Source organism: Ferribacterium limneticum, from assembly GCF_020510565.1.
GTDB lineage: Bacteria > Pseudomonadota > Gammaproteobacteria > Burkholderiales > Rhodocyclaceae > Azonexus > Azonexus limneticus_B.
Map to the genome: position 1 here is coordinate 1,963,852 of NZ_CP075189.1, position 24,034 is coordinate 1,987,885.

25 protein-coding genes are annotated in these 24,034 nt (G+C 58.5%); 20 read left to right on the plus strand and 5 right to left on the minus strand.

The window, feature by feature from the left end; translation table 11 throughout:
• Positions 1-14 precede the first annotated feature (14 nt).
• The 15 genes from KI610_RS09460 to KI610_RS09530 all read left to right on the plus strand — a co-directional run bounded on the left by KI610_RS09460 (position 15) and on the right by KI610_RS09530 (position 14,057).
• The gene (locus tag KI610_RS09460; protein WP_226498394.1) at positions 15-1,271 is read left to right on the plus strand and encodes a polysaccharide biosynthesis/export family protein; all 1,257 of its coding nucleotides are present in this window, start codon (positions 15-17) and stop codon (positions 1,269-1,271) included.
• 157 nt (positions 1,272-1,428) lie between these two features.
• A complete protein-coding gene (gene cysC, locus KI610_RS09465; RefSeq protein WP_404827494.1) occupies positions 1,429-1,953 on the plus strand; it encodes an adenylyl-sulfate kinase in 525 nt (174 codons plus the stop codon).
• A 37-nt stretch (positions 1,954-1,990) separates the two neighbouring features.
• Positions 1,991-3,139 (plus strand): glycosyltransferase family 4 protein, encoded by a 1,149-nt coding sequence (locus tag KI610_RS09470; protein WP_226498395.1) that lies wholly within the window; start codon positions 1,991-1,993, stop codon positions 3,137-3,139.
• On the plus strand, positions 3,126-4,160 hold the full coding sequence (locus tag KI610_RS09475) for a capsular polysaccharide export protein, LipB/KpsS family (RefSeq protein WP_226498396.1): 1,035 nt from the start codon (positions 3,126-3,128) through the stop codon (positions 4,158-4,160). Before KI610_RS09470 ends, KI610_RS09475 begins: the two co-directional genes overlap by 14 nt.
• A 68-nt stretch (positions 4,161-4,228) precedes the next feature.
• Entirely contained in the window at positions 4,229-5,383 is a 1,155-nt protein-coding gene (locus tag KI610_RS09480; RefSeq protein ID WP_226498397.1) for a capsule biosynthesis protein, read from the plus strand.
• A gap of 10 nt (positions 5,384-5,393) precedes the next feature.
• Positions 5,394-6,152, plus strand: a complete 759-nt coding sequence (locus KI610_RS09485; protein ID WP_226498398.1) for an SDR family NAD(P)-dependent oxidoreductase — start codon at positions 5,394-5,396, stop codon at positions 6,150-6,152.
• A 43-nt stretch (positions 6,153-6,195) separates the two neighbouring features.
• A complete protein-coding gene (locus tag KI610_RS09490; RefSeq protein WP_226498399.1) occupies positions 6,196-7,659 on the plus strand; it encodes an LTA synthase family protein in 1,464 nt (487 codons plus the stop codon).
• A 592-nt stretch (positions 7,660-8,251) separates the two neighbouring features.
• Positions 8,252-9,283 (plus strand): phospholipase A, encoded by a 1,032-nt coding sequence (locus KI610_RS09495; RefSeq protein WP_226498400.1) that lies wholly within the window; start codon positions 8,252-8,254, stop codon positions 9,281-9,283.
• Positions 9,284-9,326: 43 nt separating this feature from the next.
• Positions 9,327-10,001, plus strand: coding sequence for a VIT1/CCC1 transporter family protein (locus KI610_RS09500; RefSeq protein ID WP_226498401.1), 675 nt, complete (start codon positions 9,327-9,329; stop codon positions 9,999-10,001).
• Between the two features lie 202 nt (positions 10,002-10,203).
• A complete protein-coding gene (locus KI610_RS09505) occupies positions 10,204-10,815 on the plus strand; it encodes a hypothetical protein (RefSeq protein WP_226498402.1) in 612 nt (203 codons plus the stop codon).
• Between the two features lie 52 nt (positions 10,816-10,867).
• A complete protein-coding gene (locus KI610_RS09510) occupies positions 10,868-11,083 on the plus strand; it encodes a glycine zipper 2TM domain-containing protein (protein WP_226498403.1) in 216 nt (71 codons plus the stop codon).
• Between the two features lie 76 nt (positions 11,084-11,159).
• The gene (locus KI610_RS09515; protein ID WP_226498404.1) at positions 11,160-11,357 is read left to right on the plus strand and encodes a hypothetical protein; all 198 of its coding nucleotides are present in this window, start codon (positions 11,160-11,162) and stop codon (positions 11,355-11,357) included.
• A 28-nt stretch (positions 11,358-11,385) separates the two neighbouring features.
• On the plus strand, positions 11,386-11,799 hold the full coding sequence (locus KI610_RS09520; protein WP_226498405.1) for a hypothetical protein: 414 nt from the start codon (positions 11,386-11,388) through the stop codon (positions 11,797-11,799).
• A gap of 8 nt (positions 11,800-11,807) precedes the next feature.
• Positions 11,808-12,281: a hypothetical protein gene (locus KI610_RS09525; RefSeq protein WP_226498406.1), complete on the plus strand. Its 474-nt coding sequence runs from the start codon at positions 11,808-11,810 to the stop codon at positions 12,279-12,281.
• Between the two features lie 75 nt (positions 12,282-12,356).
• Entirely contained in the window at positions 12,357-14,057 is a 1,701-nt protein-coding gene (locus tag KI610_RS09530) for an ABC transporter ATP-binding protein/permease (RefSeq protein ID WP_226498407.1), read from the plus strand.
• A gap of 110 nt (positions 14,058-14,167) precedes the next feature.
• On the opposite strand, the gene KI610_RS09535 is transcribed toward KI610_RS09530, so the two are convergent.
• Genes KI610_RS09535 through KI610_RS09545 form a run of 3 tightly spaced genes read right to left on the minus strand, consistent with a single transcriptional unit; the run spans position 14,168 to position 16,390 of the window.
• Complete coding sequence (locus KI610_RS09535) at positions 14,168-15,796, minus strand: NADP-dependent glyceraldehyde-3-phosphate dehydrogenase (RefSeq protein ID WP_226498408.1); 1,629 nt, start codon at positions 15,794-15,796, stop codon at positions 14,168-14,170.
• Between the two features lie 3 nt (positions 15,797-15,799).
• Complete coding sequence (locus KI610_RS09540; protein ID WP_226498409.1) at positions 15,800-15,991, minus strand: hypothetical protein; 192 nt, start codon at positions 15,989-15,991, stop codon at positions 15,800-15,802.
• Between the two features lie 9 nt (positions 15,992-16,000).
• Positions 16,001-16,390, minus strand: coding sequence for a hypothetical protein (locus KI610_RS09545; protein ID WP_226498410.1), 390 nt, complete (start codon positions 16,388-16,390; stop codon positions 16,001-16,003).
• 104 nt (positions 16,391-16,494) lie between these two features.
• Between KI610_RS09545 and KI610_RS09550 the strand changes: the two genes are divergently transcribed.
• The 4 genes from KI610_RS09550 (at position 16,495) to KI610_RS09565 (ending at position 21,160) form a co-directional block, all read left to right on the plus strand.
• A complete protein-coding gene (locus KI610_RS09550; protein WP_226498411.1) occupies positions 16,495-18,888 on the plus strand; it encodes a phosphoketolase family protein in 2,394 nt (797 codons plus the stop codon).
• The gene (tal, locus tag KI610_RS09555; protein ID WP_226498412.1) at positions 18,885-19,979 is read left to right on the plus strand and encodes a transaldolase; all 1,095 of its coding nucleotides are present in this window, start codon (positions 18,885-18,887) and stop codon (positions 19,977-19,979) included. The genes KI610_RS09550 and tal overlap by 4 nt, the downstream gene beginning before the upstream one ends.
• A gap of 327 nt (positions 19,980-20,306) precedes the next feature.
• The gene (locus KI610_RS09560; RefSeq protein WP_226498413.1) at positions 20,307-20,870 is read left to right on the plus strand and encodes a lipid-binding SYLF domain-containing protein; all 564 of its coding nucleotides are present in this window, start codon (positions 20,307-20,309) and stop codon (positions 20,868-20,870) included.
• Positions 20,871-21,010: 140 nt separating this feature from the next.
• Positions 21,011-21,160 carry a lmo0937 family membrane protein gene (locus KI610_RS09565; RefSeq protein ID WP_226498414.1) on the plus strand — a complete coding sequence of 50 codons (150 nt, stop codon included), beginning with the start codon at positions 21,011-21,013 and terminating at the stop codon, positions 21,158-21,160.
• A 21-nt stretch (positions 21,161-21,181) separates the two neighbouring features.
• Here the strand turns inward: KI610_RS09565 and KI610_RS09570 are convergent, their stop codons facing one another.
• On the minus strand, positions 21,182-22,090 hold the full coding sequence (locus tag KI610_RS09570) for an AraC family transcriptional regulator (protein ID WP_226498415.1): 909 nt from the start codon (positions 22,088-22,090) through the stop codon (positions 21,182-21,184).
• A 100-nt stretch (positions 22,091-22,190) separates the two neighbouring features.
• Here KI610_RS09570 and KI610_RS09575 point away from each other — a divergent pair, with 100 nt between their 5' ends.
• Positions 22,191-22,943, plus strand: coding sequence for an SDR family oxidoreductase (locus tag KI610_RS09575; RefSeq protein ID WP_226498416.1), 753 nt, complete (start codon positions 22,191-22,193; stop codon positions 22,941-22,943).
• A gap of 110 nt (positions 22,944-23,053) precedes the next feature.
• Here KI610_RS09575 and KI610_RS09580 read toward each other — a convergent pair whose 3' ends face one another.
• The gene (locus KI610_RS09580; RefSeq protein ID WP_226498417.1) at positions 23,054-24,034 is read right to left on the minus strand and encodes a hypothetical protein; all 981 of its coding nucleotides are present in this window, start codon (positions 24,032-24,034) and stop codon (positions 23,054-23,056) included.

Consider the following 24,034-nt stretch of genomic DNA (forward strand, 5'->3'; position numbering starts at 1 on the left):
GGGCAAGGAAAAAGTTGGCGATCTTCTTGCGTTTCGGCGATCATCGCGTGATTCAGATGTATTTAAATATGTGTTTTTGTAAGGGTCTTTTTCCTTTTATGAACTGTTCGTCTTTTAGCAGGGTTCCGGCTCTTTCGACCGTGGTGTTTGCATTGGCCATATCGATGTTGGCAGCGTGTTCAAGCCTTCCATCTTCTGGGGCAAATAAGAATCAGGTATTGCAGCCTGAGATCAGTTCGTCATTGCCGATTAGAGTGGTCGATATCGATGACGCGACGGCCCGGCGGGTTTTTGCGGCAGATAAAAGAATCCGTTTTGCGGATGTGTTTACCAATGACAAGCGGATGGGCTATCGCGTTGGTGCCGGCGATGTTGTGGAGGTTTCAATATGGGAGGCGCCACCGGCAACCTTGTTTGGCTCGACGGTGCTCGATCCACGGGCAGGTGCTGCGACGACGCGAGTGACGACTTTTCCTGAGCAGATGGTTTCCTACGAAGGGGCGATCAATATTCCTTTTGCCGGTATGGTGCCAGCGGCGGGTAAGTCTCCTCAGGAGATCGAGTCTGAAATTGCCCGTCGCCTGCATGGCAAGGCAAATCAGGCGCAGGTGTTGGTGCGCATTACCCGTAATGCAACTTCTAACGTGACTGTGGTTGGCGAGGTTACGCAAAGTCTCCGTATGCCGTTGACAGCCAAAGGGGAACGTTTGCTGGATGCGATTGCAGCATCAGGTGGCGTTCGCCAACCGGTGGGCAAGATGACAGTTCAGGTTACGCGTGGCGATGTGGTTCAGGCCATGGCGCTGGATACCGTGATCCAAGACCCCAAGCAGAATATCGTGTTGCAGCCGGGTGATGTGGTGACGGCCTTGTTCCAGCCGCTGAGTTTTACCGCCTTGGGAGCCACAGGCAAAAACGAAGAGGTGTTCTTTGAGGCGCAGGGTATTACGCTGGCTCAGGCGCTGGCTCGCTCGGGCGGGTTGCAGGATAACCGGGCCGATTCGAGAGGGGTATTCATTTTTCGTTATGAAGAACCCTTGGTGCTGGGCGTAGCCGGCGAAAATCCCCCTTTGACCCCTGATGGCAAGGTGCCCGTGATCTATCGTGTGGACCTGAAGGATCCACGCAGCTTCTTTGTTGCGCAGGGGTTTCCGATACGCAACAAAGATGTGATGTACATATCCAATGCGCCAGCGGCGGAATTGCAAAAATTCCTGAATATCCTGACTTCGGTGGTGTTCACGGCGCAAGGCTTAGGGGCTATCAGGTAGTGCCCAAGATCTATAGGCCGGTTTTCGAGTAACTGGTTGAAATTGAGCAGATGGCTTAACTATCGATCATAATTGATCAAAATTGGGCTGGAAAAGAACACCGATGAATCTATTTTGGCAGCATAGCAGTGTAGGGAAGATTCGAAGAGCTACAGTCATGAAGCAGCAGCCAAGATGCATATGGCTGACTGGCTTGTCCGGTGCAGGTAAATCTACTTTGGCTAGTTCTCTGGAGGAGGATTTACATGTTGCGGGTAGATTCGTCTATGTGCTTGACGGTGACAACGTTCGCCATGGACTCAACAAGGACTTGGGATTTAGTCCGGAAGACCGTCGGGAAAACATTCGGCGCGTAGCTGAAGTGGCACGGTTGATGGTGGATGCAGGCCTGATTGTCATCGTTGCCTTCATTTCCCCGTTTCGTGCTGAGCGCGATTTTGCACGGGCTTTGTTCGAGCCAGGAGAGTTCATTGAAGTATTTGTGGATGCGTCGTTGGCCGCTTGTGAACGGCGAGATAAGAAGGGGCTGTATGCATTGGCTCGCTCAGGAGGACTGAAGGAATTTACGGGTATCAATAGTCCGTATGAGATACCGTTTTCTCCTGAAATCCATTTGGAAACGGATCATGACTCGTTGTCGGATTGCCTTGCTGAGATTCGCCTGTTTCTCGATACTAGATGAGACATGAGCGTTGTGTCCGCGACAGGAGATGCCTGCCGTGCTAATTGACATTACCCGGCTGGCAGACCGTTTCCTGCAAAATCGACTGCCAACCGGTGTTGATCGTGTCAGTTTGCGATATCTCCGACGTTTCATCGACCGTTCCTATGCGCTCATCCGTTTTGCGGGGCGGTGGGTTGAATTGAATCGACGGGATTCTCGCCGGGTATTCGAGGTGTTGCTGGATGGAGTGAGCGACGAGGGCTCGGTGATTCGGCGATGCGTTGCACAAGCTTATGTGCTGTCTTGGCGCAGTCGCCATTGCGGGGTGCTGTTTAATACAGGTCATAGTGGACTAGACCGCCCGGATTATGGCGTCGAGGTAGTCAAGCGTTGCCTCAAACCCGTATTTTTTCTGCATGACCTGATTCCCATATCTCATCCTGAATATTGTCGTGCCGGTGAAACAGCCCGCCATCATCGCCGGCTGGAGACCATGCTCTCGACGGGCAAGTGCCTGATTGTCAATTCCCAGGCAACCCGCGATGAACTGATGGCCTATGCGAGGGAACGTGGAATTGATGTACCCCCGTGTGCTGTTGCCTCCCTGGCGCCCGCCCGCTTGCCAGCCCCCTTCCACGGTCGACCGGAAAAAAGGCCATATTTTGTAATCCTCGGGACTATCGAGCCACGCAAGAACCACTCGCTTCTACTGCATCTTTGGCGGCAGCTTGTGGCCGAGTTTGGCGAGGCTGCTCCGAAATTGGTGGTGATCGGCCAGCGGGGCTGGGAGTGTGAGCAGGTGGTTGATCTGCTGGATCGTTGTGCCGCTTTGCAAGGGCATGTCATTGAGTTGCCGCGTTGTGAGGATCGCGAACTATCGACCTGGCTGGCGCATGCCCAAGCCTTACTATTTCCGTCATTCATAGAGGGCTTCGGAATGCCGCTGGTGGAGGCGCTCATGCTTGGCGTGCCGGTGATCGCCAGTGATTTGCCTGTATTCCGGGAAATTGCCGGAGATATTCCCCTTTATCTTGATCCGCTTGATGGACCCGGTTGGCGCCGGGCCGTGCTGGAGTTCGTTCGGCCAGACAGTATCGAGCGCCAGACGCAGATAGAGCGAATTGAAAGTTATGCTCCGCCGACCTGGGAGCAGCATTTCGCAGTGGTGGAGGATTTGCTGAGAGAGATTGATGTCTCTGGCTGATCAGCCCTTTTACGCACTGGATTTTTCGTTCTGGAAGCGGCCGTATGTGCGTATGTTCTTTCATGGGCGGCGGGTTCGGTTCGTGGCTACTGTCAATGACACTCCTTCGGGGGCCACGCTGATTGTTTGGGGCATGCGCGATGCGGCTCAGGACATCCCGGATGGTGTTCGGGTGCTGCGGATTGAGGATGGTTTTATTCGTTCGGTTGGGTTGGGGGCAGACCTGATCCGGCCGGTGTCGTGGGTGATCGATGATCTCGGCATCTATTTCGATGCGACGCGCCCATCACGACTGGAAAATATTCTGGCAGAGACTGTGTTTGACGATATTTCGTTACAGCGTGCTGTGGCTTTGCGCCAGAAAATTGTGGCTTCGGGACTGACCAAATACAACGTTGGTGCTGGTGGCTGGCAGCGCCCCCCTGATAGCCGACGCGTGATTCTCGTGCCAGGGCAGGTCGAGACCGATGCATCGATTACCTACGGTGCGCCGGAAGAGGTGTGTCCTATCCGCCGCAACATGAATTTGCTGCGAGCGGTTCGCGAGGCGAACCCCGATGCATGGGTGGTTTATAAGCCACATCCCGATGTGCTGGCTGGTTTGCGGCTAAAGGGCATCGACGAAGATGCGGCGCTGCAGTGGTGTGATGAACAGGTTATCGATGCATCCATGGGCGACTTGCTCGGCATGGTGGATGAGGTTCACGTGATCACTTCGTTGGCTGGCTTTGAGGCACTTTTGCGGGGTAAATCAGTGACCTGCTACGGCCAGCCGTTTTATGCCGGCTGGGGCCTCACGACAGACATGGCGCCCATAGAGCGCCGAACCCGCCATCTGGCGCTGGATGAACTAGTCGCCGGTGCATTGATCGAGTACCCCAAATACGTGAGCCGGATGAGCGGGGAATTGACGACGCCGGAGCGGGCGCTTGATGAACTAATTGCTTGGCGCGGGCAGGGTGGTGCATTGCCGTGGTGGCGGAAAATCCTGCGGCTGGTATTGCAGTTCCATAAACGATGACCAAGCGGAATTTCCTTTTTCTACAGGGTGTCTGCTCGCCATTTTTTTCGCGTCTCGCAGAACGTTTAATGGCTGATGGCCATAACGTTTTGAAGGTCAATTTCAACGCTGGCGATCTGGCTTACTGGAGTGGTGGAAATTCGATCAGTTTTCGTGGTCGACCGCAGGATTTGCGCGATTTCCTCGATGCGCTCTTCCATCGCCATGGAATTTCCGACCAGGTTTTGTTTGGCGACCAGAGGCCAATTCATCGCCCGGCCGTCGAGCATGCAGACGCTTTGGGAATTCGTACGCATGTCTTTGAAGAGGGGTATTTCCGGCCACACTGGGTGACGCTGGAACGCGAAGGGGTGAATGGCCATTCGCTATTGCCGCGCGATCCGGAATGGTTCTGGGCAGTTGGTGGCGAACTTGGCGCGGATGAGTTGGTTGTTCCCTTTGCCTCGCCTTTCTCGGTGCGGGCGGCACATGATGTCGCCTACCATGTGGCCGGGTTGGCCAATCCGCTCCTGTTTCCACGCTATCGGACGCATTCTCCAATCAGCGCACCGGTTGAGTATCTTGGCTACATCCGGCGCTTTTCGTTGCTTCGTTTGTGGAAACGATGGGATGCGGAACTGATTGCAGATTTGCTTGCCAACAAGGCTGCGTATTACGTACTACCCTTGCAGTTGAACAGCGATGCCCAGATTCGCGATCATTCCCGATTCGAAAGCATGGCCGAGGTCATCGAATTCGTCATCGAGTCTTTCGCCCGGCATGCGCTGGTTCAAAGTCGTCTGGTGATCAAGAATCACCCGCTGGACATGGGGCTGACTGGCTACGGAAAGGTAATCTCGCGGCTCGCCAAGGAATACGATGTAGTTGGCCGGGTTGATTATCTGGAGTCCGGTGATCTCGATTTGCTGGTCCGCCATGCGCGAGGGCTGGTGACCGTGAACAGTACGGTCGGCAGCGTCTCCCTTGGCCTCAATTGCCCGACAGTGACGCTCAGCGATCCGATCTACAATCTGCCGGGCCTGACCTTTCAGGGCGTTCTGGACGATTTTTGGCAAGAGGGAGAGGCGCCTAATAGCGAGTTGTTCCAGCGTTTCCGCAAGGTGGTGATTCATGCGACCCAGGTGAATGGCGGGTTTTATTGTCGTAAGGGCATTGAGTTGGCTGTTCAAAACAGCCGTGCCATTCTGGAGGGTGAGATCTCCCCGCTGGAAGCATTGATATGAGCGCAGGGACATGCAAAGAGTATTGATTACCGGTGCAACAGGCGCTATCGGTGGTGCATTGGCCGAGGTTTACGCTGCGCCCGGCGTCGAACTCCATCTACATGGGCGTAACGAGGCGAAGCTGGCGTCAGTTGCTGCACGCTGCTCGGCACTTGGCGCCAATGTGCTGACCAGTCGATTTGACCTTCGCGATACGGCTGCCTTGCGGGGCTGGATTTCCAGCATTTGCGCGACGCAGGCACTTGATCTGGTCATCATCAATGCCGGCATGAATACAAATATTGGCCCGGCAGGCGAGGGCGAACCCTGGGATGAAGTTGAGGCCTTGATCGACATCAACCTCAAGGCGAGCATGGCCATCGCTTCCGAAGTGCTGCCAGCCATGCGTCGGCGGGGCTGCGGCCAGATCGCGCTAGTCAGTTCGCTAGCTGGCTATTTCGGCCTGCCGGTCACGCCGGCCTATTGTGCCAGCAAGGCCGGCGTCAAGGCTTACGGCGAGGCCATGCGGGGCTGGTTGGCGCCCGAGGGTATCCGGGTCAACGTGATTATGCCGGGCTATGTCGAATCGCCGATGTGCGACGCGATGCCGGGGCCAAAGCCTTTCCTGTGGCAGCCGCTTCGGGCTGCAAGGTTCATTCAGCGCGGCTTGGCGGCTGACAGGGCTCGGATCAGTTTTCCGTTCCCGCTCAATCTGGGCACATGGTTTCTCGCCATTCTGCCCGCCGCCGTTTCGCTGCGCATTCTGGCTTGGCTCGGATACCGGGGCTGATTTGGAAATTGGGCTTTTTTTCCCGTTGACCGTGGGATTGGCCATGTCGTTTCTTATGGTGTCCCTGCTACGGCCGTCTGTCCCGGCACCCTGGCGCTGGGCATGGCAAGGCATCACATTGCACGCTGGTCTGTGGCTGATATTGCATGCCGTGCTGGTGCTGGTGCTAGGCCGTCCGTGGTTCGCAATGGCCGTCGGCCTGGCTTTCCTGATGCTGCTGGTCCAGGTCAGTAATGCCAAATTCCATTCTCTGCGCGAACCGTTTGTCTTTCAGGATTTCGAGTACTTCACAGATGCCATACGGCATCCCCGGCTTTACATTCCATTTCTCGGCTGGTGGAAGTTCGCGCTCATCGTCGTCGCGGTCACAGCTGCTCTGGCAGTTGGCATTTGGCTTGAGGCCGCGCCAGCCGCTCGTTTTTCACTGGATGGCCAGTTGGGAGAGGTTGGGCTGCACCTGTTGATTGCTGCCGGGTTGCTCATCATCTCCAACGGTGGCCCCGAACTGGATTTCGACCCGGAGACAGATCCGAAGCGCCTTGGTTTTTTGGGGGGCTTGTGGCGCTATGCTTGGGCCGAGCAATCGCCGTTGAAGATTCCGAATCAATTGCCCGATGCGGGCGCTCTGGCGCCTGAATTTCCTGATCTTCTGGTTGTGCAAAGCGAATCGTTTTTTGATCCCCGCTCATACTTTCCAGGTATTCGAACGGATGTTCTGGTTGAATTCGACCGATTGAATGCTGAATCTACTTTGCACGGTAAATTGCAGGTACCTGCCTGGGGTGCCAACACGGTTCGCAGCGAATTTGCCTTTTTGAGCGGTGCGACCGAAGCGATGCTGGGGGTTCATCGATTCAATCCGTATCGTCAGATACTGAAAGCGGATGTTCATTCGCTGGCGGGGGAACTGAAGGCAGCTGGATACCGAACGGTCTGCATCCATCCTTATGCGGCCTCGTTTTATGGCCGCGAGAGGGTGTATCCATTCCTCGGATTTGATGAGTTCATTGACATTCGAAGCTTCGAGGGTGCGGAGCGGTCTGGACCATACGTGTCCGATCAGGCGGTGGCAGAAAAAGTGAAGTCGTTGATGGAATCAGTCGTTGGGCCAATCTTCATTTTTGTCATCACCATGGAAAATCATGGGCCGTTGCATCTGGAAAAACCTGATGCACACGATATTGATGATCTCTATTCAGCGAAGCCGCCTACCGGTTGCGACGATCTGACGGTCTATTTGCGCCACCTTCGTAACGCAGACCAGATGATCGGAGATATGCGTGCATTCCTTATCCAGCATTCGCGCCACGCTCGTTTCTGCTGGTATGGCGATCACGTTCCAATCATGTCAGAAGTCTATCGGCAATTCGGAGCGCCAGACGGGCGAACAAACTATTTTGTCTGGGATAATCAGGCAGAAAAAGGCGGAGAGGGCTCTGAATTGAAATTGAGCGAACTGGCCGGCGTGGTCTTGGAATGGCGGTCGGCTCGCACAGCCACCAAGTGAGTTTTTCCCCAGAAATTCCCCTACCTGGGGTGGTTTAAAACTGAGTCACAAATGAAAAACCCCGCCAGAGCGGGGTTTTGGTACTTCATGATTTGTCATGGAGTAGGTATTTGGTGCTCCTGACGGGGTCAAAGTAACCGCCGTATAGGCCGTGGTTACGTCGTTTCTTCTGATTCGATCTTTTGGATACCGTCAGAAATACCGTCAATTGCTATGCGCTTGGGTCTCCAAATAATTTCCGGATACCTGTAACGCGACTGGTGATCACGTTCAAGCGGGGCGCATTGTAACAGCGTAGTGGCCGTCGTGTTTGGCAAAATTAATGTTTGAAACGCTATGTTGCTTAAGGGATGGTTTCCGTGGGCGTTTCCAACGGACGCCTATTACTCACACCTATTCCCGGCGCCTTTGTATCGTTCGCCAGGTTAAATGCAGTTATTTCAAGGAGCCACTTCGCTCCTTGCCAGATTGCCGTCTGAGTTTGGTCGAAAAATGACATCTCGGTATGTGTGCGAGCCAACAGACGTCGACCTTGGTCAGAGTAGCCTTGACGCCAACTGCCGAAAGGGCAGGTGTGGTAACGGGGAAAAATATGAGCAAGAAGATGGCTGCCCTTGTGCTGGCCTGGCTGGCGGGGTCTGCGATGGCCGCCGAGCCATTGACGGGATGTGCCGACGAAGCGGATGACCGCCTGCGACTGGCCTGCTACGACAACGCCTACAAGCGACTGAAAGCCGGGAACGAACCGATCAGTGATGCTCAGGTCGACGCACAGGTGGCCACCAGCGACAACCAGCGCGAATCGTCGAATATGTCGAAAATCTGGGAGCTTGGCCCGACGGACAAGCGCAATACCTTCGTTGTTCGCACCTACCTGCCCAACTTCCTGCTGCCCATGCATTACACCTCGAACCTGAACCGTACTCCGCACAGTCCGACGCAGCCGGCCAGTGCGGGCAACCAGGACTACCGCAGCGTCGAGGCCAAGCTGCAAATTTCCCTGCGTGCCAAAATTGCCGAAGACCTGCTGCTGCCGGGAGCAGATCTGTGGGCTGCCTATACCCAGCATTCGCTGTGGCAGTTGTGGGACTCCGGGGATTCATCACCATTTCGCAGCACTGATTACCAGCCGGAAATGATCTATGTCGTACCCGTTCCCGAGAAATTCGGAAAACTGCCGCTGGGCTGGAACCTGCGCATGCTGCAGGTGGGCTTTGCCCACCAGTCGAATGGGCAGACCGACCCGCTTTCCCGGAGCTGGAACCGGATTACGCTGGGCGCCGGTTTCGAGCATGGCGACTTCAGCCTCCAGATCCGTGACAATCAACGAATTCGCGTGCAGGGCAAGGATGACAACCCCGATCTTGTCGATCACATCGGGCGCGGCGAAGTCATCATGGCCTGGTTGCCAGGAACCTCTACGCTCGGCCTGACTTGGCGGACCAATTACGATTCGCTGAGTCGTGGGTCGCTCCAGCTCGACTGGACTCACCCGGTGTTCGTCGATCAACCTGCCGGCCTGCGCTGGTATGTGCAATTGTTCCATGGCTACGGTGAGACCCTGCTTGACTACAACCATCGGCAGACCAGCCTCGGGCTGGGGCTGACGCTGTTCCAGTTTTAAGGGATCGAAAGTGCGCGCCCGGTCGCCAAGCCGGCACCCTGAAATGCACCGGACCACACGCATCGGCTGGCTGCGTGCGGCCGTCCTTGGCGCCAATGACGGCATCGTCTCCACGGCCAGCCTTATCCTCGGTGTCGCCGCCGCTGGAGCCGATGCCAAGGCCATCCTGATTGCTGGCGTTGCCGGGTTGGTGGCGGGTGCTTCTTCGATGGCGGCTGGCGAGTATGTTTCGGTTAGTTCCCAGTCCGATACCGAGCGCGCTGATCTGGCGCGCGAAAGCGAAGAACTGGCGACCGATCCGGTCCGTGAGCATGCAGAAATGGCCGCCATTTACGTCAAGCGGGGCCTCGATCCAGCCCTTGCCGAGGTCGTCGCCAGGCAACTGACGGCGCACGATGCACTGGGCACCCATGCTCGTGATGAGCTGGGAATTACGGATACCTCGACGGCTCGTCCCCTGCAGGCGGCGCTGACCTCTGCAGCAACGTTTTCGCTGGGCGCTGCATTGCCATTATTGGTCGTGCTGCTCGCCCCGGTCACCTGGCTGGCTTGGTCTGTGACCGGAAGTGCGCTGCTCTTTCTCGCCCTGCTCGGCGCCATCGCCGGAGCGACCGGCGGCGCACCCGTGTTCTCCGCAACCTTCCGGTTGACGTTGTGGGGCGCGCTGGCGATGGCGATTACCGCCGGCGTTGGCGCCTTGTTTGGGGGCAGCGCCTGAGTTTCCGCTGCAAAGGCGATCAGATTTTCCTTATGTGCGCCAACGGACAGATGGGGCACTACCGAGCCCATAAGCTGAATCCATCCGAGCCCATCGCAGTCAATTCTGCGGAGAGTCGCCGCCGCAGTCACGCTGCGCGATTCTGGTGAAGACAGCGGCATTACTTGCCGCGGGAAAATAATCAATCGCATCGAGGAACAACATGAACAAGCTCAATATCAATGTCGTCGCAATCGCAGTCGCTCTGGCCTTCAGCACTGGCGCTTTGGCTGAAGGCATGTCAAAAACCGATTACAAGGCCGCCAAAGAGAAGATTTCAGCTGAGTACAAGACCGCCAAGACCACCTGTGGTTCGCTGTCCGGCAATGCCAAGGACATCTGTACGGCTGAAGCCAAGGGCAAGGAGAAGGTCGCTGAAGCGGAACTCAAGGCTGCTTACGAGCCGACGCAGAAGCATGGCTATGAAGCCCGTGTCGCCAAGGCTGAGGCCGATCACGACGTGGCGATCGAAAAGTGCGATGACCTGGCCGGCAACGCCAAGGATGTCTGCGTCAAGGAAGCCAAGGCAGCAGAAACCACAGCCAAGGCCGATGCCAAGGCACAAATGAAGACCGCCGAAGCCAACACCAAGGCCGTTGAAAAGACGGTGGATGCGCGTAGCGACGCCAGCAAGAAGGGCACTGAAGCCCGCAAGGACGCCGCTGAAGACAAGAGCGATGCCAACTATGCCGTGGCCAAGGAAAAGTGCGACACCTATTCGGGTACCGCCAAGGATTCTTGCCTGAGCCAGGCCAAGGCACGTTTCAACAAGTAATTACTGACGCCAATTCAGGCGTCAGAAAAGATCGTTCCAAGGAGTCTGTTCCATGAAAAATATGCAGAGAGTCTCGCTCAACGCTGTCGTCGTGGCCGCCTTGCTCGGTCTGGGCGCCTGTTCCGGCATGTCGCCGCAAGGGCAGAGCACCGCCATCGGCGCTGGTGCCGGCGCCATCGGTGGCGCCGTACTAACCGGCGGTAGTGCTGCCGGAACAGTGGGTGGCGCTGTCGTTGGTGGTGTTATCGGTCACGAAGTTGCCAAATAAGGGAGCGTGATCAGACGCGATGCGCCCGGCCGGATCGGTCGGGGCATCCATTGATGGCGTAATCAAGGAGAAGCAAATGATCAAACCAGGAAAAACACTAGGCGCAGCGGTCATGTTGGCTGCGCTGCTCGTCGCGCTGAGTGGTTGCCAGAAGAAGGAAGGGCCGGTCGAGCAGGCTGGCAAGAAGGTCGATGAGGCCACCCAAAAGGTCGGTCAGGAAATCGAAAAGGCCGGCGACAAGATTCAGGATGCGACCCAGGGTGACAAGAAATAAGCACGGCAATGGACAAAGGAGTTTCACCATGAACTTGAACCTGTTACTGCTCGGAGTTGTTCTGGCCGGTGCTTCGATACCGGCACAGGCTGCCGATGTCGGGGTGTCGGTTACGCTCGGTCAGCCGGGTTTTTATGGCCGCATCGACATCGGTGACTATCCGCGGCCGCAATTGCTCTATTCGCAACCTCGCATGATCCGGCGCGGGGCTTCCGGCCGCCCGCCGATCTACCTCCATGTACCCCCGGGCCACGCCAAGAACTGGCGTCGGCACTGCGGCGCCTACAACGCCTGTGACGAGCGGGTCTATTTCGTCCGCGAGCGCTGGTACAACAACCAGTACGTCCCACGTTATCAGGAGCGCAACCGTCACCGCCAGGATGATCGTCATGATGGACGCCGCGATGATCATCGCGGGAACGACCGTGGCCAGTATCGGTGAGGCCTGCCATGACTAATCTCACACCTGTCCTCGCCGGCAAGGCACAAACGCGCTACGGCCGACTTGGCCTGATTGCCATGGTAATGGTTCTGCAATGTGTGCCGGCACTTGCCTTTGAACTCGACGATGCGGCAAAAAGCAATGTGGCAAGCAGCCCGCAGGCCGGCGTTTCCTGGCTGAGCGGTGGGGTCGGCGACGAAGCCATGACGGAAATGCACAAGGTGTCGTCGGCCTATAACGTTCACCTCATGTTGACCGGGCCGCGCGGCAATTATCTGGCCGGGATTCCCTTTACGGTCAGTCGCCGTAGCGGGCAGGTTACAGTTTCCGGCGTGACCGAGGGGCCGTTGCTTTACCTCAAGCTGCCGGCCGGCCGCTATCAGATTGCCGTTGAAATCGATGGCGCCTGGCAAACCCGACGTGTTCAGGCTTCAGCCTCGGGGCCGGCGACCAAGGTGCGCTTTGTCGCCAAGGGCGAATAAGGCTTCAATCAGTTCGACCGGCCTTTCGGCAGATTGCCGCAGGCCGAAAAGGGGGTGAAAAGGCCCCAAAACAACATGATCAGCTTTAATCGCCACCTCTGGCTGCGCTTTCACAAAATTGCCGCGCCTTATTGGTTTGGCGAGGAAAAGTGGCAAGCCAGACGCCTGCTCGTCCTGCTGATTTTGTTGCTGCTCGGGCAGACCGGATTTGCCGTACTGTTCAACGAGCAGACGGGCGAATTCACTTCGGCGCTGGCGGCCAAGGATATCGACCGGTTCTGGCTTTCCATTCAGATAAGCCTGGGCATCCTGGTTGTCGGGGTGCCGGTTTTCGGTTTTTATTACTATGTCCGGGACCGCCTCGCACTGCACTGGCGGCGCTGGCTGACGCGGGATTTTCTCGGCGAATATTTCAGCAATCGGGCTTATTACGAACTGAATGCCAGCGCCGATATCGACAATCCGGATCAACGGATTGCCGAGGACATCAACACCTTCACCCAGCGCTCGCTGCAGTTTCTGATGGTTATTTTCGGGGCGCTACTTCAGCTGATTGCTTTCTCCGGCGTGCTCTGGGCCATCTCGCGAGAGCTGGTTGCCTTTCTGCTCATCTATGCCGCCGCCGGCACGGCAATAACCCTGCTGGTTTTCGGCAAAATCCTGATCGGGCTGAACTTTTACCAGCTCAAGCGCGAAGCCAATTTCCGCTTCAGTCTGGTCCGCATTCGCGAGAACGCCGAAGCCATTGCCTTCTATCGCGGCGAGGCGCGAGAGTCATCGCTGGTTGGTGGGTTTTTCAACGACATTTTCGAGAACCTCAGCAAGCTGATCCGGGTACAACTGAAGCTCAACCTGTTTCAGTTCGGTTATAGCTTCCTGACAGTTGTGATGCCCAGTGCGATCATTGCCGAGCGGGTCATTTCCGGCGAGCTTGAAGTTGGCCGTGCCGTCCAGGCCGCCGGCGCCTTCGCCGCCATCCTGAGTGCGCTGACGGTGATCATCGACAACTTCGACAACCTCAGCAAGTTTGCGGCGGGGATCAAGCGTCTCGACACTTTCCGAAATTTTCTCATCGCCACTGACGGCGCGCCCGTATCGGAAGAACGCGTCATCCGCTTTGCGCCGGGCCCCGATCTGGCCATTGAAAAGCTCACGCTACGGACGCCCAACCATGAGCGCATCCTGCTCAAGAATCTGTCGCTGAAAATCAGCCCGGGGCAGGGCGTACTGATCGTTGGCCCGAGCGGCTGCGGCAAGAGTTCGCTGCTGCGCGCCATCGCCGGACTGTGGCACTCGGGAAACGGCCGCATCATCGGGCCGGATAGCACGGAAATGCTGTTTCTGCCGCAACGGCCCTACATGGTGCAGGGAACCTTGCGCAACCAGCTGCTTTACCCGAACGTCGAGAAAGGCCTGACCGATGCCGAGTTGCTGGAGGTACTGAAGCAGGTGAACCTGCCGGACATCGCCGCCCATTTTGATGGTCTGGATGCCGAACTGGATTGGGGCAAGGTCCTGTCGGTCGGCGAACAGCAACGCGTGGCCTTCGCCCGCGTTCTGCTGATCGGGCCGCGCTACGCCATCCTCGATGAAGCGACCAGCGCCCTCGATATTGCCAACGAAGAAAGCCTGTATCGACTGTTGGCGGCGACCAGTACAACGTTGGTCAGCGTCGGCCATCGGCCGTCCATCCTCAAATATCACCAGCAGGTGCTGGAATTGAGTGGCGATGGCGACTGGAAGCTGTATGCGGGCGAGGACTATCGATTCGAGTGACTTCCCTAGCTGTTCAGGCCTGTGCCGGACGTCAAGGCTCGACCCCGGCATTTCAATTTTGGCTGTTTTTTCCGGTTGACCGTAGCAAGCCCGGTTGACCGTGGGAAGCCTCAAAGAATGAAGTGGGTATTGATGAAATTCGATTTGTTGCCGAGCACGATGGCGTCGAGCAGTTTTTTCGAGGCTTCGGTCTGCTTGGCGGCGACCATGGTGCGGATCGAGAAGGCGCGCAGTGCGTCGTGCACGGACAGCGTGCCCTCGGCCGAATCCTTGCGCCCGACGAAGGGGAAGACGTCGGGGCCGCGCTGGCACTGGCAATTGATATTGACCCGGCACACCTGATTGACCAGGGTATCGACGAGCGAGGCGATCTGCCCCGGGTCGCTGCCGAAGATGCTGACCTGCTGGCCGTGGTCGGAGGTGATCACGTAGTCGAGCGGCGTCTCGATATCCTCGAAGGTGGCGACCGGGATGATCGGGCCGAACTGCTCCTCGCGGTAGAGTTTCATGCCTTCCTTGACAGGAAAGAGCACGGCCGGATAGACCAGCGTTTCGACCGTATTGCCGCCGCCGGGATTGATCACCTTGGCGCCTTTGGCCACGGCATCGGCGATGCACTCGTTCATGTAGGCGACCATTTCCATCTCGGGCAGCGGCGTCAGCATGACGCCCGCCTCCCACGGCATGCCGATGGCCAGCTTGCCGACTTCCTCGCAGAAGCGGCGCAGGAATTGTTCAGCAATCGACTGGTGCACCAGGATCATCTTGATTGCCGTGCACCGCTGGCCGTTGAAGGAGAGCGAGCCGGTGATGCATTCCTTGACCGTCAGCTCGATGTCGGCGTCGGCCATGATGATCGCCGCGTTCTTGGCCCCGAGGCCGAGGATGGCGCGCAGGCGGTTGGTTTTCGGGTGCGATTTCTTGAGCTGGTCGGCTACTTCGGAGGAGCCGATCAGGGCGAGCACATTGACCTGGCCGGAGCCCATGATGTGCGGCACAACGACATGGCCCTGGCCGTAAACGATGTTGATGACGCCCGGCGGGAAGGCGCTGCGGAAGGCTTCGAGCATCGGGTAATAGAGCAGCACGCCGAAGCGCGGCGGCTTGAAGAGCACGACATTGCCCATGATCAGCGCCGGGATCAGCGTGCTGAAGGTCTCGTTCATCGGGTAGTTGTACGGCCCCATGCACAGCGCGATGCCAACCGGCGAGCGGCGGATCTGGGCGATGGTGCCGTCGACGATCTCGAAGCGCGAATTGCTGTTGTCGAGCCGCTTGAGCTCCTCGACTGTGGCGCGGATGTAGTCGATGGTGCGGTCGAATTCCTTCTGCGAGTCGGCCAGGCTCTTGCCGATTTCCCACATGATCAGGTTCACGATCTCGCGGCGGCGGGCGACGATCTGGTTGGTGAAGTTGCCGACGCAGGCGATGCGCTCGGCCACCGACAGGTTCGGCCAGTCGCCGCGGCCATGGTCGTAAGCGGCGACGGCAGCAGCCAAGGCCGCATCGGCCTCGACGGTGCCGGTGACCGGCACGCTCCCCAGTTCGACATGGCTCAGCGTGCCGTCGGCAGCCACCACGCAGACCGGCGAATGCACCGTCCGCGTCTCGCCCTTCCAGATGCGCATTTCGCCATTGATCAGGATGGCGCGCTGGTGGATGGGCGCCAGGATGCGACAGTCGCCAGGGATGTCGCTTTCGCGCGGGAACAGTGCGGCCAGCTGATCGACGGTTTTCATCGGCTAGTAACGGTTCGGATTGTTCGGACGCGTGTCATGGCGATCCGGCACGCCATCGCGGTCACGATCATGGCTGCGATTCGGTTGGCCATCGCGATCCCCGCGGCGTCCGCCATCCCGATAAGCCGGGTCGTAAACCACACAGCCGGATAAGAGGGTGGCAAGGGCAACTAACACAACGGCAAGTTTTTTCACGGGATTACCTCACTGGGTTTCGGGTTTGACGGACAGGGTGATCGGAGCGTTCAATAGTTTTGATACCGCGCCATGTTTGGCAATATCGGCGACGCGTTCCAGATCGACCTGAGTGGCTGCCGCTCCAAGTCCTTTTCTTCGTGAGTCCACGGGTAGCAGCATGCGCTGATGGTGCGCCGGCGGGGCGACGAATTCTGTTCGCCAACGCACACAGCCACCATTCCCTTTGTGTATGTTAGCTAGCGCACGGAAATGTTTGCATCCGGACTGCATAGTCATCGCCACAGCACCGGGTTGTTCTGGTATCGGAGGTCGCAGATGAATGACGAAATGGAATACCCAAAGCGAGAAGACCACAAAACCGCTCGACACCTCGCCACACAAGCGGGTTGTTGCCATTGGGCGCCGATAGTTCCTCTCGCCGCCGATGTGCCGGATATGTCGGACATGCTGGATGCCACGGTCAACCCGAAAAATCGGCCAAATTTGAAATCCGGCGACCAATGAATTCAATCAAGGGTAACGAAATGCTCACGACCCACCTGCCGCTGGCGGCCGACGAACTCGACCAAATGAACGCCTGGTGGCGCGCCGCCAACTACCTGTCGGTCGGCCAGATCTACCTGCTCGACAACCCGCTGCTCAAGACGCCGCTCACCTTGGCTCACATCAAGCCGCGCCTGCTCGGTCACTGGGGTACGACGCCGGGTTTGAACTTCATTTACGTGCACATGAACCGGGCGATCCGGCAGCACGACCTCGACATGATTTTCATCGCCGGCCCCGGCCACGGTGGCCCGGGCGTTGTGGCGAATACCTGGCTGGAAGGCAGTTACAGCGAGTTTTACCAGGATATTTCACAGGACGAGGAGGGTATGCGCCGGCTGTTCAAGCAGTTTTCCTTCCCCGGCGGCATTCCCAGCCACGCCTCGCCCGATACGCCGGGATCGATCCACGAAGGCGGCGAACTGGGCTACGCCCTGTTCCATGCCTACGGTGCCGTGTTCGACAACCCGCACCTGATCACCTGCTGTGTCGTCGGCGACGGCGAGGCGGAAACCGGGCCGCTGGCGACCTCGTGGCATTCGAACAAGTTCCTCAATCCGCGCACCGACGGCGCCGTGCTGCCCATCCTCCACCTCAACGGCTACAAGATTGCCAACCCGACCATCCTGGCCCGGATCAGCCACACCGAGCTGGAATGCCTGTTCGTCGGCTACGGCTACCAGCCGATCTTTGTCGAAGGCGAAGACCCGGAAACCATGCACCAGTTGATGGCTGCTGCGGTCGACACGGCCATGGCCAGCATTTCCGCCATCCAGCGCAAGGCGCGCGAAGGCGGCGATGAGAGTCGTCCACGCTGGCCGATGATCATCCTGCGTTCGCCGAAAGGGTGGACCGGGCCCAAAACGGTCGATGGCAAGCAAAGCGAGGGCTCCTGGCGTTCGCACCAGGTGCCGTTCAGCGACATGGACAAGCCGGAACACGTCGAATTGCTGGGCGAATGGATGGCGTCCTACAAGCCGGCCGAACTGTTCGACAAGGGGGGCCGCCTGATGCCTGAGATTGCCGCGCTGGCCCCGGTCGGCCCACGGCGCATGGGCGCCAACCTGCACGCCAATGGTGGCGCTTTGCTGCGTGACTTGCGTCTGCCGGATTATCGCGACTACGCCGTGGCGGTGCCGACGCCAGGTGGTTCGGTGGCCGAGGCGACGCGCGCCATGGGCGTCTTCCTGCGCGACGTGATGCGCCAGAACCCCGACAATTTCCGCGTCTTCGGGCCGGACGAAACGGCTTCCAACCGTCTCGGTGCGCTGTTTGAGGTCACCAACCGGACCTGGATGGCCGAACATTTCGAAGGCGACGACCATCTGGCGCCGGACGGCCGGGTCATGGAAGTGCTGTCCGAACACGCCTGCCAGGGCTGGCTCGAAGGCTATCTGCTGACCGGCCGGCACGGCCTGTTCTCGTGCTACGAAGCCTTCATCCACATCGTCGATTCGATGTTCAACCAGCACGCCAAGTGGCTCAAGATGTGCGGCGAGATTCCCTGGCGGCGGCCGATTGCCTCGCTCAACATCCTCCTTACCTCGCACGTCTGGCGCCAGGATCACAACGGCTTTTCGCATCAGGACCCGGGCTTCATCGACCACGTGGTCAACAAGAAGGCCGACATCATTCGCGTCTATCTGCCGCCCGATGCCAATACGCTGCTCTACGTCACCGACCGCTGCCTGAAGAGCCGCAACCTGGTCAATGTCATCGTTGCCGGCAAGCAGCCGGACTGGCAGTGGCTGGACATGGAAGCGGCGATCAACCACGCCAGCGCCGGCATTGGTTTATGGGAATGGGCCTGCAACGACCAGCCGGGCGAGCCGGACATCGTGCTCGCTGCTGCCGGCGATGTGCCGACGCTCGAAATGCTCGCCGCCATCGACATCCTGCATAGCCTGACGCCGACCCTGAAAATCCGCTTCATCAACGTCGTCGACCTGATGACCCTGCAACCGCAGGAAGAGCACCCGCACGGCCTGTCGAGCGACGAATTCGACTCGCTGTTCACGGCCGACAAGCCGATCATCTTCGCCTACCACGGCTATCCGTGGCTGATCCACCGGCTGACCTACCGCCGCACCAACCACGCCCGCCTGCACGTCCGCGGCTACAAGGAGGAGGGCACGACGACGACGCCGTTCGACATGGTCGTGCTCAACACCCTCGACCGTTTCCATCTGGTCATGGACGTCGCCACTCGGGTACCCAAGCTGCAGGCGCAGGCGCCGCACATCAAGCAAGCCATGCGCGACAAGCTCAACGAGCACGCCCAATACATCCTCGAACACGGCGAAGACATGCCGGAAATTCTCGATTGGCAGTGGTCGGGAGCAAAGATATGAGCAAGAATCCGCTACTGGAACTCAAGGCGATCGGCCAGCATATCTGGCTCGACAACCTGTCGCGCACACTGCTCCGCGAGGGCGGCCTGCAGCGCCTGATCAACGAGGACGGCATCGATGGCGTTACCTCGAATCCGTCCATTTTCGAGAAAGCCATCGCCAACGGGACCTATTACCGCGAGGATCTCGAACGCCTGCGTGGTGCCGGGCTCGATGCCGAGGCTTGTTACGAATCGCTGGTCATCGCCGACATCCGCGCCGCCTGTTCCATCTTGCTGCCGGCTTTCCGGAAGAGCCGTGGCGAGGTTGGTTACGTCAGCCTGGAAGTCTCGCCGGCGCTGGCCAACGATACGGTGGGCACCGTTGCCGCGGCGCGCCGTCTGCTACAACAGGTCGGTCTGGACAATGTGCTGATCAAGGTGCCGGCCACGCCTTCCGGAATTGAGGCTTTTTTCCGGTTGACCGCAGAAGGCATCTCGGTAAACGTCACCCTGATCTTTTCGCTGGCCCAGTACGATGCTGTGGTCCAGGCCTACCTGCGCGGGGCCATTCGCTGGCTGGAAAGCGGCGGGCAAGCCCGGCACTTGCGTTCCGTGGCCAGCGTTTTCCTGAGCCGCGTCGATACCGCGGTCGATAAACGTCTCGATGCGCTTGGCACCATGCACGCCGCGCGACTCAGCGGACGATCCGGTGTCGCCTTGGCCAAATGCTGCCATGGCCGTTACCGGGAAATCTTTCACGGGCCCGATTTCGCCCTGCTGCGCCTGGCCGGCATACGGCCGCAGACGCCGCTGTGGGCGAGTACCGGCAGCAAGAATCTGGCGTACAGCGACGTGCTTTATGTCGAACCGTTGATCGGTCCGGAAAGCATCAACACGCTGCCCGACGCGACGCTGGCCGCTTTCCGGAAACACGGCCAGGTCGCCAACAAATTGACGGAAGGTCTGGACGAAGCGCAGATCCACATTCAGGCGCTGATCGAACTGGGCATCGACCTGAACGCTGTCGGAGATAGCCTGCAGCTGGACGGCGTGCGGCTGTTTGCCGAGGCCTACCAGAAAATATTGCGCGGTCTGCGGGCAGAAGCCTGACCCGGCTTTTCAGCCCTCCATCAGCTTGATTGCCGTTACGGTAGAGGCGAATTGAAAACCCCGCTGGCGCTGGTCAGCAGCACAACATTTAGCCACTTTACGGCCGGTTTTCCGGGCGCCGGCGCACGCATTGTGGCAATGCATTTGGTGGCCAGTTTCGGTGTAGCCCATGCCCGCCTCGTCTATGTGCGCCAGCGAACGGTATCGAGGCGGCCATGCTCCTAAGCTCAAGTATCGATTCATGGGGCATGCCCGAGAGAGCTGTGCTGTGCGCCTCGCTGTCGATCGCTTCATTCTCAATCAAATCAATACGGACAGGACAAGATCATGACCACCAGACGCCACCTTTTGAAAAACCTTCTTCTCATCACCGCCGCCACATTTTCATTTGGCACAGTGAGCAGCCAGGCAATCGCCGCCAGCGCGGAAGATCTCGACCAGGATGCCGCCCAGGCCCTGCAATCGCTCTACAAGACCAACCCGGTCGCCGAAAGCCTTGCCAAGAAAGCCAAGGGCATCCTGGTCTTCCCCAAGATACTCAAAGCCGGCCTGGTCTTTGGCGGTAGCTACGGTGAAGGCGTGCTGACCAAGAGCGGTAAGCAGTCCGGCTACTACAACTCCGTGTCGGCCTCCTGGGGCTGGCAAGCCGGTGCTGAATCCTACGGCTACGTCGTCTTCCTGATGAGCGACAAGGCCGTCAAATACCTCGACAAATCCAAGGGCTGGGAATTCGGTGTTGGCCCCAGCGTGGTCGTCGTCAACGAAGGTGTCGCCAAGAACCTGTCGACCTCGACACTCAAGGACGACGCCTATGCCTTCATCTTCGACCAGCAGGGCCTGATGGCCAGCCTGAGTATCGAAGGCACCAAGATCAGCCGCATCAAGCGCTGAGTACATGAACGCCTGCACAACGCAGGCGTAACCAAGAACAGGGCAGGCGAGTGCTTGCCCGCTCCCGGAGTCTGAAGAGAGCAAGCGGCAATTTGCCCAAGTCTTGCGCTATCGAAACCAGTCACAAAAGGAGAAATACCATGCTCTATACGATCGCCGTTGTCCTGATCATCCTGTGGCTGTTCGGGCTACTCTCCGCCTACACCGCCGGCGGACTCATCCACATTCTGCTGGTCATCGCCATCGTCGCCATCCTGCTTCGCGTAATCCGGGGCGGCAGGGTTCTTTAGGTAATTTTTCGCCGATGTCGATTATGGGAGGTTTTCGCTCAACCGAGCATATCGGCTCGGAGGTTTTCCGGCATATCGACTGAAGGCAACGCTGAAGGCACTGCTTGATCCGTAGCCGACACGTTCCGCGATCTCGGCAGTTCCCAGTTTGCCTCGGCCAAGCAGGTCTTTTGCAATTTCCATGCGCCATGCGTGGAGATACTCCATGGGGGCGACACCCACCGCGCGCGTGAACCGCTCGAAAAAGGTCGATCTTGAAAGCGCCGCAGCCTTCGCCAGCTGAGCGACAGTCCAGTGCTGATCGATATGCGCGTGCATTTGTTTCAAGGCGATCGCCAGCCTTTCGTCGCCAAGCCCCTTGAGCAGTCCGGGCGGTGCACTTCCCGCCGTTGTCGACCGCATAGCCTCGATCAGAAGCAACTCGACGAGCCGGGACAGTATGAACTCGCCTCCTGGCCGAGGATTGGTGCTCTCCTCCGAAACCATCTGGACCAACTGCGAAAGGCGAGACGAGCCGCGCACATGCACGACAGGGGGAAGCAGTGAGATCAGTAGTGCCGGATCGGTGCTGTCAAACAGGAAGGCGCCGCCAAGGGAGCGCATGTCAGGCCTTCCTTCCCGATCACCATAGCGAAGCTCGCGGCCATCGTTGGACAAGGAGTCGGGGTCGAGAAGGATGGGCGCTGGTGGGTCGAAACTGGAAATGGTGAACGCCGGAGTCTTCGGCAACAGGATGAAATCTCCCGCGCTGATCACGAAAGGCTCATGGCCATCGATGGCCAGTTGGCAGCTACCTTCCAGGACAATGCAAAACCCCGGTTTTCCATACTCGGAGTAACGAATAGCCCAGTCACCTTTGCCGCTAATGACATTGGCGAATGCGGCCCGCGGATGCAGGAGGTTGACGACCTCGGATAATGGATCACTCACAATTGGACTCCGGCTAAATTAGTTTGGATTTTTGATTATCGATAATCCGGAAACCATGGATTAAAGTGGTTTCGAAGTCAATCTACCCTAAGGAGTCACCATGAAAACTGCACTGATCACCGGCTGTTCGTCCGGCTATGGCCTCGAGACCGCCCGCCACTTCCTCGCCAAGGGCTGGAAAGTCATCGCCACCATGCGCCGGCCCGACCGCGACTTGTTCCCGGCTTCGGGCGATATTCACGTCCTGCCGCTCGACGTGACCAGCCCCGAAAGCATTACTCGCGCCCTGGATGTCGCCGGTCCCATCGACGTGCTCGTCAACAACGCCGGTGTCGGCCTGTTCGGCGCATTCGAAGCGACCCCGATGACGACCGTGCGGGATATTTTCGAGACCAACACCTTCGGCATGATGGCCATGTGCCAGGCAGTCATTCCCCGGTTCCGTGAACGTAAGGCTGGGACAATCGTGAATGTCACATCGAGTGCGACGCTCGCTCCGTTTCCGCTCGTCGCGGCCTATACCGCAAGCAAGACGGCAATCGAGGGCTTCTCCGGATCGCTGGCGCTTGAACTGGCCGATTTTGGTGTGCGCGTGAAATTGATCGAACCAGGCTACTGTCCCGATACGCGCTTTACCGAGAATGGCGCCGAGCGCATGCGAGGGTTAATCACCGAGCCTTACGGTTTGTTCGCCAATCGCATCTTCGAAGGGTTTTCCCAAGTCGTTGACGTAACCCAACCGATCAATGTGGCAGAAGCAGTGTGGCAGGCGGCCAACGATTCCTCGGATCGCCTGCGCTTTCCGGCTGGTGCCGATGCGGTCGCGTTATCCCGCCAACACGAAGGCCGCTAAGCCAAGGACGCATTGCGCATCAAATTTCGCAACGAGAGGGTCTGGGGCTTTAACGCTCGATCAACGGATATTCCGGCGTTAAAGCGCCCCCAAAAGCTTCAATCCATGCCTTATCGCCCGCGTCCCTGACCGCGCTCGTCAGAATTATCACGTTCCCGTTGTTGCCCCGAGTGCTGTCCTGAGTCGGCCGGGCGAGGGCCGGACTTGTTCTCTCTTGGTCGTTGGGCACGTTGCTCGTTCGGTTCTGCCTGCTGGCGCATGTTCGGCTCGCGCTGAGGCTGCGGGTTGGTGCGCGGGGCCTGGCGCTCTTCGGTTCGGGGAGCAGTCTGCGGTTGTCTCTGCGCTTCCGGCTTGTCTCTTGCCCGTTCGGGCCGCTGGGTAGCCGGGGCTTCCTGGCGTACTGCAGGCGCGGGGCGCGGTGGCGCTGCCGACGGTTCAGGATTTCTCCTTTGCGGTGACTCATCCCTTCCTCGCGGGGCCTGTTCTGGCTGGCTCCTCGTCGGTGGCGCGACCCTGGATTGCTGGCGAACCAGCGGATCACGGGCTTCGTGGCGGTAGTTCCGTTTCTGCAATACCGGCTGCTGATCGCGGGATGGGTAACGATCCCCGGAATACTTGCGCTGATAGGTTGGTAGCGGGGCGGGTGCCGGCATGGCGCGGCGGTTCCAGCGATCCCAGCCGCTTCTGTGCTGCGCCCAGTCGTTGCCCCAGTGGTCGCCCCAACGCGGTGGTGAATTGGCTTGCCAGCCGACGAAGAAGGCTGGCGGGCTGCGGTAATAGCGGACCGGTACGCGCAGCAGGTAGAGCGGTATTAATTCGGGATCGACCATCATCCACGGCCCGTTGTACCAGGAGCTCGAATACCAGCGATCGGTCTCGAAGACCCAGTACATGCCGTCGTAGAAGAAATAGTTCGAATTGAGGCCGGAGGCGTAATAGACCGGGTAGCCGGGGACGCGGACCAGATTCGGATAGGTCGACAGGCTGATACTGATGTTGTCGGTCTGGAAACCAAAGCCGAAGCTGACCTGAGCCGGCGCTGGAAGGGCAAATTGGAGCAATATTCCCAGGACAATCAGTTGTTTGCGCAT